The organism is Streptomyces sp. NPDC007025 (genome assembly GCF_042869455.1).
In the GTDB taxonomy this organism is placed as follows: domain Bacteria; phylum Actinomycetota; class Actinomycetes; order Streptomycetales; family Streptomycetaceae; genus Streptomyces.
This window is the reverse complement of the sequence record NZ_JBIAFT010000023.1, coordinates 1-16,766: the sequence shown is the minus strand read 5'-3', so window position 1 is coordinate 16,766 and position 16,766 is coordinate 1. Positions and strand designations below refer to the sequence as shown.

Annotated in this window: 16 protein-coding genes and 1 pseudogene; 7 read left to right on the top strand and 10 right to left on the bottom strand. The window is 68.3% G+C overall.

The genetic code is table 11. The features are described 5' to 3' along the window. Positions 1-79 precede the first annotated feature (79 nt). Complete coding sequence (locus tag ACFYMO_RS31365; protein ID WP_388550805.1) at positions 80-898, bottom strand: relaxase/mobilization nuclease domain-containing protein; 819 nt, start codon at positions 896-898, stop codon at positions 80-82. Beyond that, positions 895-1,281, bottom strand: coding sequence for a hypothetical protein (locus tag ACFYMO_RS31360; RefSeq protein WP_388550802.1), 387 nt, complete (start codon positions 1,279-1,281; stop codon positions 895-897). The genes ACFYMO_RS31365 and ACFYMO_RS31360 overlap by 4 nt, the downstream gene beginning before the upstream one ends. A gap of 2,445 nt (positions 1,282-3,726) precedes the next feature. On the opposite strand from ACFYMO_RS31360, the gene ACFYMO_RS31355 reads away from it, so the two are divergent. Continuing rightward, complete coding sequence (locus tag ACFYMO_RS31355; protein WP_027761617.1) at positions 3,727-4,272, top strand: winged helix-turn-helix domain-containing protein; 546 nt, start codon at positions 3,727-3,729, stop codon at positions 4,270-4,272. Beyond that, positions 4,269-4,658 carry a winged helix-turn-helix domain-containing protein gene (locus tag ACFYMO_RS31350; protein ID WP_027761618.1) on the top strand — a complete coding sequence of 130 codons (390 nt, stop codon included), beginning with the start codon at positions 4,269-4,271 and terminating at the stop codon, positions 4,656-4,658. Before ACFYMO_RS31355 ends, ACFYMO_RS31350 begins: the two co-directional genes overlap by 4 nt. A gap of 114 nt (positions 4,659-4,772) precedes the next feature. Here ACFYMO_RS31350 and ACFYMO_RS31345 read toward each other — a convergent pair whose 3' ends face one another. Continuing rightward, a complete protein-coding gene (locus ACFYMO_RS31345; RefSeq protein ID WP_388550798.1) occupies positions 4,773-6,317 on the bottom strand; it encodes a DUF2637 domain-containing protein in 1,545 nt (514 codons plus the stop codon). A gap of 357 nt (positions 6,318-6,674) precedes the next feature. On the opposite strand from ACFYMO_RS31345, the gene ACFYMO_RS31340 reads away from it, so the two are divergent. Beyond that, positions 6,675-7,919 carry a ParA family protein gene (locus tag ACFYMO_RS31340; protein ID WP_388550795.1) on the top strand — a complete coding sequence of 415 codons (1,245 nt, stop codon included), beginning with the start codon at positions 6,675-6,677 and terminating at the stop codon, positions 7,917-7,919. Next, on the top strand, positions 7,916-9,013 hold the full coding sequence (locus ACFYMO_RS31335; protein ID WP_388550792.1) for a ParB/RepB/Spo0J family partition protein: 1,098 nt from the start codon (positions 7,916-7,918) through the stop codon (positions 9,011-9,013). The genes ACFYMO_RS31340 and ACFYMO_RS31335 overlap by 4 nt, the downstream gene beginning before the upstream one ends. Before the next feature lie 118 nt (positions 9,014-9,131). Here the strand turns inward: ACFYMO_RS31335 and ACFYMO_RS31330 are convergent, their stop codons facing one another. From ACFYMO_RS31330 to ACFYMO_RS31315, 4 genes are all read right to left on the bottom strand, one after another. Continuing rightward, a complete protein-coding gene (locus tag ACFYMO_RS31330) occupies positions 9,132-9,290 on the bottom strand; it encodes a hypothetical protein (protein WP_388550789.1) in 159 nt (52 codons plus the stop codon). A 484-nt stretch (positions 9,291-9,774) separates the two neighbouring features. Then, entirely contained in the window at positions 9,775-9,975 is a 201-nt protein-coding gene (locus tag ACFYMO_RS31325) for a hypothetical protein (protein ID WP_027761621.1), read from the bottom strand. After that, positions 9,972-10,706 (bottom strand): Pycsar system effector family protein, encoded by a 735-nt coding sequence (locus ACFYMO_RS31320; RefSeq protein ID WP_388550884.1) that lies wholly within the window; start codon positions 10,704-10,706, stop codon positions 9,972-9,974. Before ACFYMO_RS31320 ends, ACFYMO_RS31325 begins: the two co-directional genes overlap by 4 nt. A gap of 9 nt (positions 10,707-10,715) precedes the next feature. After that, positions 10,716-11,399, bottom strand: a complete 684-nt coding sequence (locus ACFYMO_RS31315; protein ID WP_388550786.1) for an NADPH-dependent F420 reductase — start codon at positions 11,397-11,399, stop codon at positions 10,716-10,718. Between the two features lie 73 nt (positions 11,400-11,472). Here ACFYMO_RS31315 and ACFYMO_RS31310 point away from each other — a divergent pair, with 73 nt between their 5' ends. Together ACFYMO_RS31310 and ACFYMO_RS31305 are read left to right on the top strand one after the other, a co-directional pair. After that, positions 11,473-11,853 carry a winged helix-turn-helix transcriptional regulator gene (locus tag ACFYMO_RS31310; RefSeq protein WP_388550783.1) on the top strand — a complete coding sequence of 127 codons (381 nt, stop codon included), beginning with the start codon at positions 11,473-11,475 and terminating at the stop codon, positions 11,851-11,853. A gap of 64 nt (positions 11,854-11,917) precedes the next feature. After that, positions 11,918-12,241 (top strand): annotated as a pseudogene (locus ACFYMO_RS31305) (ISAzo13 family transposase); the annotation flags it as partial. 72 nt (positions 12,242-12,313) lie between these two features. Here ACFYMO_RS31305 and ACFYMO_RS31300 read toward each other — a convergent pair. The 3 genes from ACFYMO_RS31300 to ACFYMO_RS31290 form a co-directional block, all read right to left on the bottom strand. Beyond that, a complete protein-coding gene (locus ACFYMO_RS31300; protein ID WP_388550780.1) occupies positions 12,314-12,955 on the bottom strand; it encodes a nitroreductase family protein in 642 nt (213 codons plus the stop codon). Positions 12,956-13,398: 443 nt separating this feature from the next. Continuing rightward, positions 13,399-14,322: a ParB/RepB/Spo0J family partition protein gene (locus ACFYMO_RS31295; protein WP_388550777.1), complete on the bottom strand. Its 924-nt coding sequence runs from the start codon at positions 14,320-14,322 to the stop codon at positions 13,399-13,401. Then, positions 14,319-15,512, bottom strand: coding sequence for a ParA family protein (locus ACFYMO_RS31290; RefSeq protein ID WP_388550774.1), 1,194 nt, complete (start codon positions 15,510-15,512; stop codon positions 14,319-14,321). The genes ACFYMO_RS31295 and ACFYMO_RS31290 overlap by 4 nt, the downstream gene beginning before the upstream one ends. 673 nt (positions 15,513-16,185) lie before the next feature. Between ACFYMO_RS31290 and ACFYMO_RS31285 the strand changes: the two genes are divergently transcribed. Then, positions 16,186-16,668 (top strand): hypothetical protein, encoded by a 483-nt coding sequence (locus ACFYMO_RS31285; protein ID WP_388550772.1) that lies wholly within the window; start codon positions 16,186-16,188, stop codon positions 16,666-16,668. Positions 16,669-16,766: the final 98 nt, after the last annotated feature.

The following is a 16,766-nucleotide window of genomic DNA, read 5'->3' as shown; positions in this document are numbered from 1 at the left end:
CGGTATGACGGCAGGCCGGCCGGTGTCCGGGCCTGCCTCCAGTGTCCCGTGGCGCTCTGACAGTGGGCTGAGCCCGTCCTCAGGTGCAGCCGCCGGGGGCCGGATCCGGGGCGGAGCCGGGGGCGAGGTCGGCATGCAGTTGTGGCCAGCACAGGTCTTTGGCGACCTTGGAGGCGGCTATCCAGATCTGTCCGCCCTCGCGGTCCTGCCAGGTCGGCAGACTGAAGGAGTAGCCTCGCATGCCTCCGGAGGCGGTGGCGTGGCTGCGCCATTCCACTCCGGCCTCGGTGAGGGCTCCTTCGAAGGCGCTCCTCCCCCGGGCGCGGGTCGCGTCGCGGGCGGCGCGTATACGGACGCGGAGTTCTTCGCGCTCGGGGCGGGGCGCTCCCCTGCTCCTGCTCGCGGCGCGCTCGGGGCGTGTGACCTGGGGAGCGATACGGTTGCTGCGTTCCTCGGCGTTGACCAGCTTCCAGATCCGTTCGATGTCGCGGACGACGGGCCAGGAGCGCTGGTAGTCGAATGCATCCCGCACCAGCAGGCCGGTCCAGTTCACTCGGCTGATGGTGAGGTGGATGTGGTCGTCTCCGTGCCGTACGGCCACCCAGGGGCAGTTGCCGTATCCCATCCGGCCGACGTAGCGCTCGGCGATCCGGGCCCAGGTCGTGTCCGGGAGGAGAGGGTCGTCGGGAGCGGCGCGCAGAGCGCAGCGCCAGATCGGGCGGCATATGTCGCTGCGGCGGGCGGTATGGGTGTCGATGAGATGTCCCAGTTGCTCGACGGTGCCGGGGACGTTGCCTGTCACCAGTCGGGGGTTGACGTGTTCCTCGTCGCGGCCGGGGCCGAAGTCGTAGCGCAGGGCGCGGTCCGCACGGCGCCCCTTGGTGATCTTGGCGATCACCGTGACGGCCGGGTGGAGCTCTCGGGGGCCGCGGGCAGGCCGCGCACCTGGAGGGCCGCGTTGCCGAGCCGGGCGAGCGTGGCGTCGGTGTCTGCGGGGAGTGCGGCTCCCTGCTCGCCGGCGAGGGCGATCAGGCTTCGCAGGTCCTGTGCTGCCTGGACGAGGTGTGTGTAGGCGTTCTCGTTGATCTCGGGCACGCGGGGGACGTCGCCGGGGACTCCGGGATGTCCGTTGAGGGATTCCTCGACGATGGCGCGGACCCAGGCGCCGAGTTCCTTGCGCTCGGTCTGCCGGCGGGCTTCTTGCCAGCGTGCCAGTTCTTCGGCGTTCAGCCGCACGCTGACGCAGTGCGTGCGCTTGCTGTCCGCTTTCCCTCGCACCATGTCCTGTCCCCCTCGGCTCTGTGGTCACTGAGGTGACGCGGCACCACCGTGCTGCGGTTGCGCGGCGGGCACGTGAGCAGTGGGCTGCGGTCCTGAGCGGTCCTGAGTTCGGGACGGTTGCCGTTGCTCGGGGCATGGGAGCCCATGCCGTGGCGGGACGGCCAGGCGTTCTGGCACTCGTTCGGGTTCTTGCCCGCTCTCCGTTGTCACGCTTGGGACTTGGGTTGGTGTCTGTGATCAGATGCGCCGTCAAATGTGTTGTGTGAACGGTGGGGTGTGAGCTCCACTGTGCTGGGCTCGGAGGCAGGCGCGAGGATCCGCGCTCCTTCTGATGCCCGCCTGACAGCGGGGCCGTCGTGGTAGCGGGTCGGCCTGCCCTGCTCACGAACTGTCGGCGCTGGTCCGTTCCCCCGGTAGCGGTGCCGAGGTCCCTACCGGGGCGAGGCTCCGCGTTTCTCGAGCTTCCGCACTGCGGTTCGGCACAGAGGAGAGTGCTATGGCTGCCGCTTCCCCTGTCAGCCGGGGATCCGACTCAATGCACCGTGTCACGGCGGCTGGACAGCTGGATACGGACGCCCTCATGCGCCTGTGTGCCCTTGTCTTTGGGGACAAGAGGCTGAGCTTCAGAGCAAAGGGGCTGTTCGGGGTGATCTCCACGCACGGATGCGGCTTCGGTGGAGCCGTGGGGCCAGAACTCGCCGCGGAGTACGCCACGGACGGCGTTGCGGCGGTCAGGGCCGCTCTCGGGGAGTTGGAGGAGTTCGGCTACCTGGTGCGTGTTCGGCTGGAGGAGTCGGATGTGAGTGAGGCTTCGTGGGTGTACGTGCTTGCGGGGTCGGGCAGCACCGCGCTGCGCGGTGCTGCCCGACCCCCGGACGACGCGTCGGTGTCCGGCGTGGCATCTGAACGCCGGGAGGCTCCTGCGGGCGGCGGGACAGGGAGTGGGGAGCGCGCGGGCGAGCGGGGGCGGGCTCCCGGTGAACCGTTTCTCGTGAGCGGCCAGGTGCAAGAGGTGTTGCTGGCCCTTCCCGGTGATCTCAGAAAGGCACTGCGGGCCACCGCGCGTACGGACCGCCCGCGCGCGCTCGTCACTGCCATCGACCGGGAGTTGCAGGTGGTGAGTTCGGGTCGGCTGGTGGAACGGGTCCGGCGCCGGTGGGTCTCCCACGGGTACGGGCGGCTGCTGGCTGTCGGAGCGCTCAGAAGGCCGGTGGGGGCGGCGGTTGCCCTGGTCCGGGCAGGGCCGTGTCCCCATCCTCAGTGTGAGGAGGGCCGCCTGGAGGACGGATCGGCCTGCCGTGCCTGTGCGGAGCGTGAGAAGGACAGGCGGGCCGAGTGGACTCACCGTGGCGGGCAAGCGCAGCAAAGCCTCCAGGCCTCGGCGCCGTGTGAGTTGTGCGGCGCTGCGCGGGACGCGGAGGGTGAGCCCTGCGCTGCATGTGCACGGCAGTCGAAGGCAGTCGCCGAGGAGGTCTCCGAGCTGGTCGAGATGGCTGTACGGGGCTGGGCTGCGGTGCCCGGCGTCCCGGTGACGGTGGCGCGCGAGGCCGTCGTTCGGGCAGTGTCGCGGGCCCGTACTGATGCCGCCGAGGCAGGCGCTTCGGCGGCCGGCCAGGCGCTGGCCGCCCGCTTGGCCGCCCTGGAGGAGGCCGAAAGCGCGCGACGGCGGGGCCGTGAGCCGGAGGGCGGCCATCAAGCCGGTCTGCCTGCAGTTGCCGATCGCTTGGGCCAACATGCCAGCACCCCTGTCGGAGCACGGCAAGGGTCGAGAGCGGATTCCTGCCCTGGTGTGGAAGGTTCAGGTTGTCCGGAGGGGCGGCCCGCTGTCGGAGGGGACGGGCTGTGTGTGCGCTGCCGTGTCGTGGCCTTGGGTGGAGAAGCTCGTGTTCGAGGCACCGGTAGTCACCAAAGCGCCTAGGCCGACTCCCCCTTATGAGAGACAGTGACGGGGTCCGGGACGGCCCGGCTGTCATTGCTGCGCTCGGGGCGGTGTGCAGGACCTCGGCTTGGACAGTGCGGGTGAAGATTTTGCTGTCGCGGCGGAGCCGCCTTCATACGTGGTGGACCACTGACCGTGGGATGTGCGCGATGATGACGCGGAGTTCGCGGCGGAGCCGCCTGCTCCGTGCAGTGTGCGAGTGCTGCAGTGAAGCGGCGTGGGTCAGTGGATGTGGTTGTCGGTAGCTGCAGGTCGCCTGGTGGCGCGCGTCTGTGCTTTTAGAGAGGAACAGCGTTCTTGCAGGTCAAGGCGTTGTGAAATAGCTCCGTTCCGTGTTTCGAGTTGCGTTTTCGGAAGTTGCAGTTGCCTATAGGCAATCAATGTTCGATTTCAGTTCGCCGCCGTGAGAAGCTGTGACTCGGCAGTGACGTGCCTATAGGCAACTGCTGAGTAGGGTCCTCGTATTCGTGTTGCCTATGGGCAACATTGCAGGTGAGAGGAGGGGTATGGGGCAGACGAGCGCAGCCCGGCGGCTATCTGCGGTCAACCGTGGGACGGGCGAGATCGTGCAGCTCGAGCTGCTGGGTCGCGAATCGTTCCAGCAGGAAGAGGTGCGGGAGAGGCCGGTACTGCCAGGAGTCCGCTACGACTGGCAGCCCTATGCGGGACGCCATGTGAACGTCGCCAAGTCCTTGATGAGAAAGGTCTGGCACAAGGACAGCGGTTACCGCCAGAACGACCGGGACATCTTCGGCTTCTACGTGGCGCACTCGCCTGAGCGCGCCGAGCCCCTGCGCATGACCTTCAAGGAGATCGCGCAGACCCTCGGCATCCGGCCCGATACGGTGGCCCGGTCGGTGGGCAGGCTCCATGCCGGCGGGTTGTTGTTGGAGGCCGAGAAGGTGGGCCGGATGAAGTTCTACCGAATCAACCCCCGGGCTGCCTACGACGGTTCGGCATCCGACCAGACGCGAGCCGTCCGGGACGCCCGGTACCCGGTGGTTCCCGCGCCGAAGGCCCCACCGGGACCCCGGAAGAAGGAGGCCGTGTGACCTTTCCCGCGACACCGCAGTCCGAACTGCCCTTCACTCCTGAGCTGATGCACACTCTGCTGCTGGGAACCGCCGAGGCTCCCGGAGCCGACTTTCGCGTGCTGAGCTACTACGCGACGGCGGTGCCGCTCGGCGAGACCGTGCGCAAGACGGCCAAGGAGATCTCGCAGGCCGTTCAACTCAGTCCGCCCAATACCGGCAAGAGCATCCGCCGGCTGGTGGAGGACGGCTGGCTGGAGGTGTCCTACCGCATGGGCCGGGTGACCTTCTACCGCGTCGGCCCGCGGGTCATCGCCTCGGCGGCCCGGGATGCCGAACGGGGCAGCTCCTCTGCCGTGGCGAGCGTCAGCTACCTGCCGAGCGCCTACGACGCCGAGGGCAGCTGAACAGACGCTGCTTCTGAGCGCCACCGGTTCACGCGGCCGGAGGTGACAGCAGCCATATGCGTCCGCAGTCCGGCAGGTGAGGGCCGCTACGGCTCCACGCACCTGCCGGACTGCTCACCGGCCGGTGAGGGCCGCGTAGCGGCGTCGGAAGTCGGGGAGGTGCCCCTCCAGATCCGGCTGCGCCAGTCGCTCCCCTCGCCCGCCCTTGGACCGGATGGCGTGCTCCGCGCACAGCTCTTCCAGCTCGCCGAGAGACGGTTCCGCACCGCCGTGGTCCTCGAGGTACTGCGCCCACACCCGGTAGATCCGCCAGCCCATGCGGTATCGGCGCAGCGTGCTCGGACTGATCCGGCCGCCGCCCCGGCCCGACATGCCCCTCACCCAGAGGTGATCGGACAGGTCCTGCACATCGGGCTCGGCCCCCAGCTTGTCGGTGAGTTCGGCCCACGCCTCGTAGTAGCGGTCGACGATAGTCGGGCCCCGCTCCCCCGCCGGCTGCAGCAACTGGTCGGCCGCGCGCGGCTCTTGTTCCGGGCTGAAGGCGCTCTCGGGCTGCTCCTGCGGGGGAACGGCTGTGTGCTGTCGGTCTTCCGCCGGGGCCGTCGTGTCGCCGTGTCGGCTGTCCCTGCTCTCTCCCGGTGTCCGCGCACGTACCGCGGTGCTGTTGGGGGTGCCCGGCTCGGCTTCGCGCCCAGGCCCCCCGGGTAGACGGTCCCCCGAACCGGTGCTCGTAGCCCGGGAAGCGGCATCCTCGCCCGCCACCCGTGCTTCGTCCACCGGACGGGAGGTACGGCTCTCCCCCGGCGCAACGGCCCGGCCCGCATCCGGGGCCGGCAGGAGCTTTCTGCGCAGACGGCTCCCTGCAGCAGCTCCAGGCTGCGGAGGGAGCGCCTCGGCGCTCCTCGGTCCCCGAGGCTGGGGGTTGTCCGGCGGGGAGTGCTCCGCGGAGAAGTCTTCACCGAGCATCGAGGGGGCGTCGGCGCGCAGTTCCTCCGAGGGCACGGTCCTCGCGAGGGGGATGCCGTAGCGGGTGAGTTTGAGGGGCATGAGTGCTTCGACGGGTGCTTTGCGGCGCCAGGAGCGGCCGTAGCGGGCTCGCAGCCGGGTCTCGTAGATGAGCCGGTCCTGTTCCATGCGGATGACTTCGTCGTAGTGGCGCAGTTCCCACAGCTTCATCCGGCGCCAGAGGAGGAAGGTGGAGGGGAAGGCGAGCAGCCAGCGGGAGAGGCGGACGCCTTCCATGTGTTTGTCGGCGGTGAGGGCGGCGACGCGGCCGGCGGCGTGCCGGGCGGCTTCGACGGTGACCACGAAGAGGACGGGGATGACGGCGTGCATGCCGACGCCGAGCGGGTCGGGCCAGGCGGCGGCGCCGTTGAAGGCGATGGTGGCGGCCGTCAGCAGCCAGGCGGTCTGGCGCAGCAGCGGGAAGGGGATGCGGATCCAGGTCAGCAGCAGGTCCAGCGCGAGCAGGACGACGATGCCCGCGTCCACCCCGATGGGGAAGAACGGTGCGAACGCGCCGAAACCTTTCCGCTCGGCCAGCTCGCGGACCGCCGCGTAGGAGCCGGCGAAGCCGATCGCCGCGATCACCACGGCCCCCGCGACCACGACAGCGACAAGAGTGCGCTGCAGCTTCGCCGCGCCCGCTGCGCTTTGCATTCGGTCCCCCTGTCCGCCTTGCGGGAAGTCTCTCACCGGCGCTCCCGCCATCCCTCTTGTGGTGGCATGACGGGCCTTCAGCGTCCGCAGTTGCGCGTCGGGGACAGCACGCGTGAGCGCGCTTGGCGAGGCTGGGTCGGGGGCTCTGGGACGAGGGCTGCGGTTGCCCCGATGCTGTGTCCCACAGCGTGCGGATCGCGGCTGCCGCCGGGTGACGCGTGAGTCCTCACCGGTTCGAGTCCTGGGGGCTGGTTCCAGGGGCTTTACCGCGGTAAAGCTCACTCCGCACGCCCATCCGGGGTATTTCCTAACGCGCCAGTGCTCACTTCGGCATCAGGCGTTAGTAAGGTACCTCGCATGAGTTCTCCAGCCTCCGGCGACCGCGAGAAGGTCGTCTCCAAGCTGCCGGGATGGCTCCGGCAGAACCTCAAAGTCAGAGCGGCTCAGCATGGAGTCGAGATCCAGAGCGCCGTCGAGCAGGGCATCGAGGCATGGCTCGCGTTGGCCGCCACGCCCAGCACGGTCGAGACGGTCGGTGCCGACTCCTTCTCCACCTTCCTCCCTGCCGGCCAGTGGGACCGCTTCCGTCAGACGGCAGGGGATCGGAAGGTCTCTCTCATCCAGGGCCTGGCCCAGTCCGTCGAGCTGTGGCTCGAGAAAAACCCCGCACCCACCGTGCCGTCGGCGAAGTACCCCCGGCGCCGCATCGTCTGCAACCAGAAGGGCGGTGTGGGCAAGACCGCGGTGACTGCCGGTCTCGGAGCAGCGCTGGCCGAAGAAAGCGAAGTACTGCACCCCGTGCGGATCTCCCGGCACTTCGCCGCGCAGTTGGAAGTGAGTTCCCGGGACGATCCACTGGAGGTGGAGGATCTCCCAGGCTTGGGCCGGCGCACGCTGCTGGTCGACTTCGACCCCCAGCGGCACCTGACCACTCAGCTGGGCCAGGACGAGATTCCGATGGACTCGTCCGTCGACAGCCTCAGCAAGCACATGACCGGTGAGGCGAAGGGCGACATCCAGGACCTTGTGGTGCCGATCGGTGGCGACCGCTACGGCGGCCGCCTGGACCTCCTGCCGGGCTGCCAGGACGGCTTCCTCCTTGATGTGGCCCTCTCCAAGGTCCGATTCCGTGAAGCAGCGCTCGAGCGTGCCCTGGCCCCGTTGGAGGCCTCCTACGACGAGATCATCGTCGACTGCCCGCCCAGCCTGGGCTTGAGCATGGACACCGCCATCTACTACGGACGGCGCCGCGAGGACGAGCCCGCGGGCAGCTCCGGCCCCCTGATCGTGGTCCAGGCCGAGGACAGCAGCGCCGACGCCTACGACCTCCTCGTCACCCAGATCGAGGACCTGCGCAACGACATGGGCGTGGAGATCGACTACCTCGGCATCGTGGTGAACCTCTACGACCCGCGCCGCGGATTCATCGCCACCTCGTCCCTGGAAGCGTGGATAGAGATCAAGGACCCGAAAGTGGTCGCTGTCATCGGCGACCTGACAGACCAACGCAAGGCAGTACGGGTCAAGCAGCCGCTGCTGTCGTTCGCCCCACGCGGCGAGCAGTCCGCCACCATGCGCGCACTGGCCAGGGAGATCTCATGAGCAGCCGCGTCGCTGACCAACTCGGAACGGGAGCCTCCTTCGGCCGGACCCGGGGCGGTGTCAGCGCCCGCCGCCAGGCCGTCGCCGCCACGACCGGCGCTCCCACCACCGGGGCACCCGACAGCCGGCTGCGGACTCTCCCTCTCACGCAGCTGGTGCCCACCCGCTTCAATCCGCGCCGGGACTTCGGCTCGGAGGAGAACCTGCTCGAGTTCGGAAAGCGGCTCAAGGCCAAGCAGCTGCAGCCGGCCGTTGCCGTCACCCGCGAGGCATACCTCGCGCTGTGGCCGGACGAGGCCGACGAGGTGGGCGAGGCCGCTTACGTCATCGCCAACGGGGAGCGGCGCTACCGGGCGAGCCTGGCGATCGGGCTGCCCACCCTGGAAGTGGTCATCGATGACGAGGTGGCCCGCTCCCGCGGGGACTTCCTCAACGCCATCCTCTCGGAGAACAACGACCGCGAGGACCTCGATCCCATCGAGCGGGCGCTGGGTCTTCAGACGATGGTCGACGAACTCGGCGGGAAGACCAAGGTCGCCGAGTACTACGAGAAGTCCGCGGGCTGGGTGACGCAGCAGCTGTACTTGCTGGACCTGGCGCCCGAACTGCAGGAACTGGTGAGCTTGGGAGAGCTGCCGGTCCGCGAGACCCGGGCCCTGGTGAAGCTGCCCGAAGCCGAGCAGGCGACGGCCTGGAAGACGCGCTCGGCGAAGCGCGAGGAGGAGAAGGCTCAACCGAAGCCACGGCGCGAGAAGCGCTCGGCCGAGGAGGGCAGCGGTCCGAGCCGCGGGCAAGAGGCGAAGGGCTTTACCGCGGTAAAGGAGCAGCCGGCTGACAGCGGGCCGGCGGAGACCCGTGCAGAGACCTCTGAGTCCTTTACCGCGGTAAAGGACGATCACGAGACGGGGGACAGTGTCCGGGGCTCGGTGACTCCGCTTCCCGACCAGCGGCCAGCGCCTACGGCTGCGACGGGGGAGCTTCCCTGGGCCGATCCGGAGGCCATGTGCGGGCTGCTGGTTCAGCAGATGACCCGTGCGGACCGTGTCGCACTGACCAGGATGCTGATCGATGTGAACACCGCAGGAAAGTCGTAGCGCACCTCGCCTACGGCCTGCCGAGCCGCTGTCCTCAAGCAAGAGGGGGTGTGTTGTCCGCGGACAACACACCCCCTCTTGCTTGTCATCGATACGCCCTGACCTGCTCCCTTACCGCTCACGCGGGCTCCTTGCGATCGGCCGGGGTCGGCCCGGTGATGGAGGGGAGTTCGTTCCAGGTGCGGCAGTCCAGTTCGCGCCCGGCAGTTGTCTTGCCGACGCGGCGCATCTGCCAGCGGCGGCCGAGGGCGTCGCCCTGCCGACGAGGGCACGGCACTTGTCGGCAGGGCGGCCGAAAGCCTTCTCGCCGGTTGGCAGGTAGGCGCCCCACTGTTTGAACACAACGGCACGCCTGCCTGCTGGCACTGGTCGCGGAGGGCAGCCCCAGTCGGGCCCCACACGGGCTATGTACTCGTCTGGTACGTCCTGGCGGAACAGGGTCCGACATGGGGTTCACGAAGATCCGCCGCGGCCTGCGCGAGCACAGCGGCATCTTCAACGTGCCCGGCCACAGCGTCACTCGAAGCCGGTCTCGAAGTGCTGGCCGGGGACGCCGCGCCATCGCTCGGCGAACGTCTCCGCATAGCAGCGATCGCAGCCGGGCGACCTCTAGGTGCGGCCCGCCTTCCCCGGGATTTCACGTCGCGTCGATCAACTCGATGCTGGACTGCGCGGACGTCAGACGGTCCCTCCTTCCGGGAGTTGAAGCTCGGCTGTGGTCGGGCAGCGCCCGAGGTGGCTGACGTTGGCTCGGCCGGCCATTAGCTGTTGGGGTCATCGAGGGGGCAGGGGACGAGAGGGGCGAGGGCGGAGCGGATGTCCCACACGTCGTCCCGGCTCTCGGGCCGGTCGACGCCGACGTACTCGGCGGCGGCGTACATGTCGGCTGTCGTGACCGTCTCGTAGTCGATGCCGAACTCGGCGATGTACTCGGCGATGCGCTGGGTGTCGGCCCTGTTCACGAATGGTCTCCGTTCTGGTCGGTGAGCTGAGCGGTGAGGGTGTCGGCGTGGGGCCACCGGTCGGTGCTGGCGGGGATCGTCCGGCTGGGGTCGATGAGCACGGCGCGGATGGCGGCGGCGATGGCGTCGGGGGTGGCGTGCTGGTCGACGGGCAGCGGGGTGAGGTCGGCGAGTTCGGTGTGGTGGCTGTCGAGGTAGGGCGCCCACTGCCACCCGGCGTCGGAGTCCCAGCGGAGGGCGAGGCCGTGCTGGTGGAGGGCGGGGTTGTGGCGGTGCCACACGGTGTCGGTCCACTGGTAGAGGGAGGTCATGGTGGTGCCGTCATCGGTCCAGGTGTCCCAGTCGTCGGGGATCACGGCGTCGGCGACGGCGGCGGCGAGGACCGCTGCCGCCAGGAGGAGAGCGAGGGTGGTCAGGAGCATATCGACCGCGGCGGCCAGGCGCCGGTACTTGGTGACCGCGATGACGGACAGGGCCCGGATCTGCCGCACACGGTGGTCCTCGCGCAGCTTGGTGTGCAGCGCGTCCTCGTCCAGCTCGGCCCAGCAGGGGAAGCCCTCACGCACGGTCCGGCAGCGGCCACCGAGGTTGGGCCGCACGACCAGGAGCAGCAGCACGGCGGCCGCAGCGAGCGCGAGCCCGGCTGCGGCGCCGACGAGTTGGGCCGGGAGTGAGTGGTCGGAGTCGGCGAGGGTGGCGAGTCCGGCGAGGGCTGCTCCGTCGAAGGCCAGTAAGAAGTCCTAACGGACAGCCCCCGTGCCATCTTCCGTTTCCTGATGGCTCGGTCCGGCCGAATAGGCCAGCGGAGGCGCGATTGCTTGCGCATCCGCCCCCTCACCGACCCACAGGGCGATGAGTAGCGCGGCGGTCGCTTCCAGGAGTCCCGCACGCTCGAGACCGCCGCCGGCCACGGGGTCACAGCCCACATCCCGCACCAACTCGCGTACACGCGCGAGGGCCCTCTCGTCGTCCCCGCAGACCGGCACGGCCAGTGGCCGCCCGTCGAAGATGGGCGGCCGCATACGCCACACGTCCTCATGGCAGAGGTTGAAAGCTTTGACCACGTGGGCTTTCGGTGCCACCGCGGCAAGTCGCTGTGCGGCTGAGGGGCCTCCTTCTGTCAGCAGCCGGAAGCCCGGGCCGACCGGATTGGAGCAGTCCAGCAGCACCTTGCCCTCCAGGGCCACGTGCAGGTCCCGTACTACGTCCGCTCCCGCACCGAAGGGCAGCGCGGCCAACACCACCTCACCGAATTCGGCCGCGGCTCGCAGACCGGCGGGCTTCACGCGGCTTCCCATGCCCGTCGCGAGCCGCTCCGCCCTACGTGCGTCCCGGCCCCCGATGGTCACTTGGTGCCCGGCCCGCACCCAGTGGGCGGCGAGCGCGTCCGCCATGTTGCCCGTTCCCAGCACGCCGATTCTCATCACAGGTTTCCTCTCCGTGCCTGCTTCGCCATTCACACCGACGTTAGAAGGCGGTTCGGGCACCATTTGGTACGTGACGACCGACGCCTTCCTCGCCGACTGCCGCGCCCGCCTCGCCTTCGACCTGCTCTCCAACACATGGAACCCCGTCGTGCTCTGGGCACTGCGCGATGGCCCCAGGCGCCCGGTCGACCTACGGGAGCGGATCGGGGGCATCAGCTCCAAGGTCCTCACCGAGACTTTGCGCCGGCTGCAGTTCAACGGACTCGTCGACCGGCTGGCAGGCCCCGACGCGCCATCACGGGTCACGTACCAGCTCACCGCTCTGGGCCGGACCTTGCTGGCGCCCATCGACGCCATCGGCGCCTGGGCCTTCAAGTACGGCGACGAAGTCATGGCCGCCCAGAAAGCAGCATGCACTCCTGAATCGCAGTCGCCTCCTTCAACTTGCTAGACGAGTCAACAGCGTGAGCACAGGCGTCGCCGGCAGATGAGTGCACATCCCAGAGTGAGGAAGCCTTCGTGACCACGACGTCGTCGCGAGCAGCATCGCGGCGACCACTACCCGCACCGGGCTGAAAGTCCACGCCGAACTCGACCCGGGCACCTACGACACCGGCATCAAGGTCACCGACTGCGTCATCGACGCCCTGCCCATGCACCGGCACCGCTTCCGCGGCGACCGGAACTACACCCTCCACCCCCAGCAGGGCCGTTCACCAAGTCCAGCCCCTCCTGGCCGAGCAGGGCTACACCAACCCGCCCTCGACAGCCAGGTTCCGCACGCCCGCCGACGTCACCGCGTTCCTCGCGAACAGCACCTCCAGGCAGGTCAGACCGGCACGTTGATGCTCTGCGAGCCCTCAGAGGAGCTAGGACCAGTACTGTCGATCTCGACCGTCCAACAGTCACACTCAGATGAAGCTCACCGTTTCCGTCATGTCCGCCCGCCCGGTGCGCAGTTGCGGCACGCCCTCCTTCTCGAACCCCACTGAGACGCCGCAGAACAGCACGAGTCCGTCATCGACTCCGACTGCCCTGCTGACAGTCTCCCGGTACACGGTCCACATGACCTGGGGGCAGCTGTGCAGTCCCTCGGCCCTCAACAACAGCATGACCGTCTGCAGGTACATTCCCGCGTCAGCCCACTGTCCGGGCCCCATCGTCCGGTTGAGGTAGCAAAACAGGACTGTCGGCGCCCCGAACGCCTCCGAGTTCAAGGTGGCGATCTTTCTGGGCCGGTCCGGGTCGTCGCGCTCGATCCCCAGCGATTCGTACCGCTGGGCGGCGGCAGCAGCAAAGCGGTCCAGATACGGCGAGGCCAGCCCGTCCGGGTACATCGGGTACTCACGCTCGTCGCCGGGGTCCCCCGCCAGTGCCCTGGCTGTCGCGGCCCGCTTGAGTTCCGCCAAGGGTTCACCGGCCACGACGTACAGATGCCACGGCTGGAGGTTCCCGCTGGACGGAGCCCGCGTCGCTGCGGCCAGCACTCGTTCGAGCACCTCACAAACCACCCTTGCACCCAGCCCGCTGCGGACACGCCACACCCACAACAAGCATTCCTGGATACTCTGCCGCCTCTAGATGTCGGCACCAAGAACTGCGACTCCATCTGCTAGGCAGACGTCCGCGGCTCAATGCCCGACCTCGTCCAGGCCGTCGGCCGCGTCCTGCGGATGCAGCCCGGTGAGGGCAAGGCCACCCCGCTCGTGATGCCGTGCTGCTCGGACCAGGCGATACCGCGGACAGCATGCTCACCTCGTGGGCGTTCGGCGGGCGGCGCGTCGAGGCGCGGAGCCGCAACGACGAGAAGCTGACCTGTGTTCATCCTGCTGCTCGGCCTCATGCTCGCCTCCACCGAGCTGGACCAGGAGATTCTCCGTGTGACCGGCCAGGCGGTCGAGTAGATGGCCCAGGTGCCTGTGAGCCGCGAGCTCTGCGGGTGCTTACGCGGTAAGCGCCCGCAGAGCTCGCGGCTCCACTGTGGATGATCTGCAGGTCAGCCGGTAAGGAGCCCGACCAGATCATCCACCTGGGCCGGGGTCAGCCGCCTCTTCAGGTCTGCGGCCAAGGCGGCCAGGTCTTCGTCATCTGTTTCACCCGAGGGGTCCGCGGGCTTCTTCGAGGCTGCCTTTGGAGTTTGGGCAGGGCGGGTGCTTACCGGGTAAGCACCCGGTTCCTGCTTGGCCTTCTTCCGCTCTGCCCGTTGCGCGAGTGCTTCCTCGGCTGCGCCTTGCTGTTGCTGCTCTGGCAGTTGCCCGACGGTGCGTGCGACGTTGACGGGCAGCGTTCTGTCTTCGAGGGCTTGCTTCAGTTCTGGTGTGAGCTTGAGTAGTGCCAGGCGCTGGGTTACCCAGCCGCTGGATTTGCCCAAGGCGCGTGCGACGGATCTCTGGGATCCGTGGACTTCGACGAGGCGTTCGAGGGCTTTGGCTTCGTCGAGGGGTTCGAGGTCCTCGTGCTGTACGGCTGCGGTGAGGGCTGTCTCCAGCAGGGTGTCGGCGTCCTGGGCGAGGCCATCGTCGATGTGGATGGGTGCGTCGTCCAGACCTGCGAGTCTGGCGCCGCCGAGTCGGCGGTTTCCGTCCACGACGATGTATTCGGCGGCGCCGAGGTCCTCTCCGTGATGGGGGTGAGCGGTCTCGAAGGCGCTGCGGGTCACCACGGTGAGGGGCTGGATGATGCCCTTGCCGGTGAGGCTGTCTGCCATCTCTTCGAGAGCGGACAGGGTCAGGCGGGGGTTGTAGGGGTTGGGTGCGAGCCGGTCCAGGCTGACTGTGGGGGTCTTGGGGGCGTGGTCGGTGGCGGGCTGGGGTTGGTTGCTCTGGCCGGCGAAGGCGGCGAAGCTTGCCGCGCGGCTGCTCATGGGGTGGGTGACGGCGTCGAATGTGGCGGAGCCGCCGAGGGCGTCGCCCTTGCTCATGCCAGCCTCCGGGCGATCTCGCGCATGTGGTGTGCCTGGTCGGATTCGGGTGAGTAGGCCAGCAGTGCTCGTTGGAGTCGTACTGCTTCGCGTTGTTCTTTCAGGTCGCCGATGACAGCGAGGACGGGCGGGGCTCCCAGGCTCTTCCACTTGTCGAGCGAAGAGGTGGCGATGTAGCCGCGGCGGGAATCGAACTTGTTCACTACGAGGCCGAGCTGTTCGACCTCGATCTCGTAGTCGGTGGCGAGCGAACCGACCTGGTTGATGAGCATGCCGTAGGCCTGGGCCGAGGTGTCCTCGGCTTCGACGGGGATGATCAGGCCGGAGGATCCGGGCTTTTCACCATCGCGCAGTCGGCCGTAGTAGATGGCAGCGTCCATGGCCAGACCGAGGCTGGGCGGGGAGTCGACGACGATGACGTCGAAGTGCTCCTCGAGAGGGGCCAGGGCGCGTTCGAGCGCGGCATGCCGGGGTCCGCGGAACATGGTGAGGCCGGAGTCGAGGAGGAAGGCGTCGAAGGCTGCGGGCAGGATGCGCAGCCGGTCCCCGAAGCGCTCATCCTCTATGCCGACAGTCAGGTCGATCAGGGAAGTGCGTGCCTGTTCCCGGTTCAGCATGTGCGTGATGAGGCTTTCCTCGCCGGCCGGGACGGCTTTGAGGCCCAGTTGGTGGGACAGGTGCCCTTGGGGGTCGTAGTCGACCATGAGCACACGGAGTCCGAGGCGGGCCGCAGCCTGGGCAACCGCCTGGGTGCTGGTGCTCTGCTGGGGGTCTTCTGCCAGGGCCTGTGCGAGGCCGGCGGTGACGGCGGTCTTACCGACGCCGCCTTTCTGGTTGCAGACGATCAGGCGGCGCGTGGGAGCGGGTTGGTCGCTTGCCGGGTTTTGCTCGATCCAGAGGGCGACGGCCTGCGCGAGACCCTGGATGTAGGAGACCCCCCGAGCTGCGCAGTCCGTTTTGAAGTCGTCGTAGAGCCCTTCAGGCAGCCAGGTGCCGAAGGACTCCGCGCCGGCTGTGTCGACGTGTGGGAGGGGCTCCTGGTGGTCACGCCATGCTCGGATGCCGGCAGTGACCGCGTTCTGAACGTCGGTGTTGAGTTGAGCAGATCGAACTTTGAGAGCTTGCCGGAGGCTAGCGGGAAGTTTGGAGACCAGCTTCTCCCGCTCGCCTCCTGATGTCGGAGAGGCCATACGCGGCAGCATACTGTCGCGCCACCGTGAAGCCAGCAACCATGAGCCCCCAGTCGCCTAATTTGACGTTAGCTTCTACCCGGTTGGGTGCTTACTGAGTAAGCACCCAACCGGGAGCAGGTCACTCGCGGCCACCGAGAGGCGATAAGCGGGAGCGGTTGCCCACCCCACTGGGGCAGAGAGCGAGTGAGCTAGGACAACTCACCGCTCAGTGGTGATCTCCTGGTGGGCTCAGCGCCGACATCGAGCACGTAGCCGTCCAGGAAGCTGGTGGGCAGCCATACGCGCTGCGCTCACCGCCGCGCAGGGTGGGGAGTGATCGGTCCCGGTGGCAGCCGGTGAGTCGGGCGGCGCCGAGGACGGCGCCAATCTGCAGGTGTCAGCAACGAATCGTGCGGGCGGCCAGGGGCAGGCGCAGAGTGGGCCAGTCGATGGGTTGACTTGTGTGCAGCAGGCTCTTCTGGCTCCGTGACGGACCCAGCTGTGCGGGTGGCGGCTGCGAGTAGTACTCATTCCGCTTATCGGCTCGGGACGAAGCAGGGACTATGAGATGCACGATGTGTGCTTGACTGCTCGCTTTCCGCGATGCCTAGGGTGAGGAGTAAGCACGAACGCCCGTTTGGCGCCGCTCCTTGGCGCCTTCAGGGGCACCAAGGCAATGGGGGGATCGGGCGTGAGCCTCGAGGGCGCGGAGCAAGGCCGGCTGCAGTTGGCTCGAGCGGACCCCGGTGACGCGGAACGGCCAGGCACGCTGGCGAGCTCCCCGGGCGACAAGAAGCGTGCCGCGAAATTCATGCAGGAGCACCTGCTGCCTGACACTCAAGCTGCCGGCCGCATGGGACAGGGCGGAGGCAAGGTGGTTCCACCGCTGCTGGGGCCGGAAGTTCAGGGCAAGGGGGTTTTGAAGCCAGACACCGGGCTCGAGGGTCTCTCGGGTTGGGCGCTGGAGAGTGCGATGTCGGATGCGATGTCTGTCTGGCAGGGCCAGGTAGCCCGACTGATGGGGCGGCTGCAGGAGGAGTTGAAGGCCCTGGGAGGTACGAACAAGCTCTTCAAGGGTCAGGACTTGGCTGAGGGGCGCAGCATCGCTTCTGCGCAGGGTGATTCGACGGGGGAGGGCAAGTACCCGCTTCGTAGCGGTCTCGACCAGTACTAGTCTCCGGGGGGGTGTCCCTATGGGTTTCGTCAACCTGTAGGGGCTGGTTGGGGGTTGTAGAAGGTGCCGTCGCGGAGCATCGCGAAGAGCACGTCGGC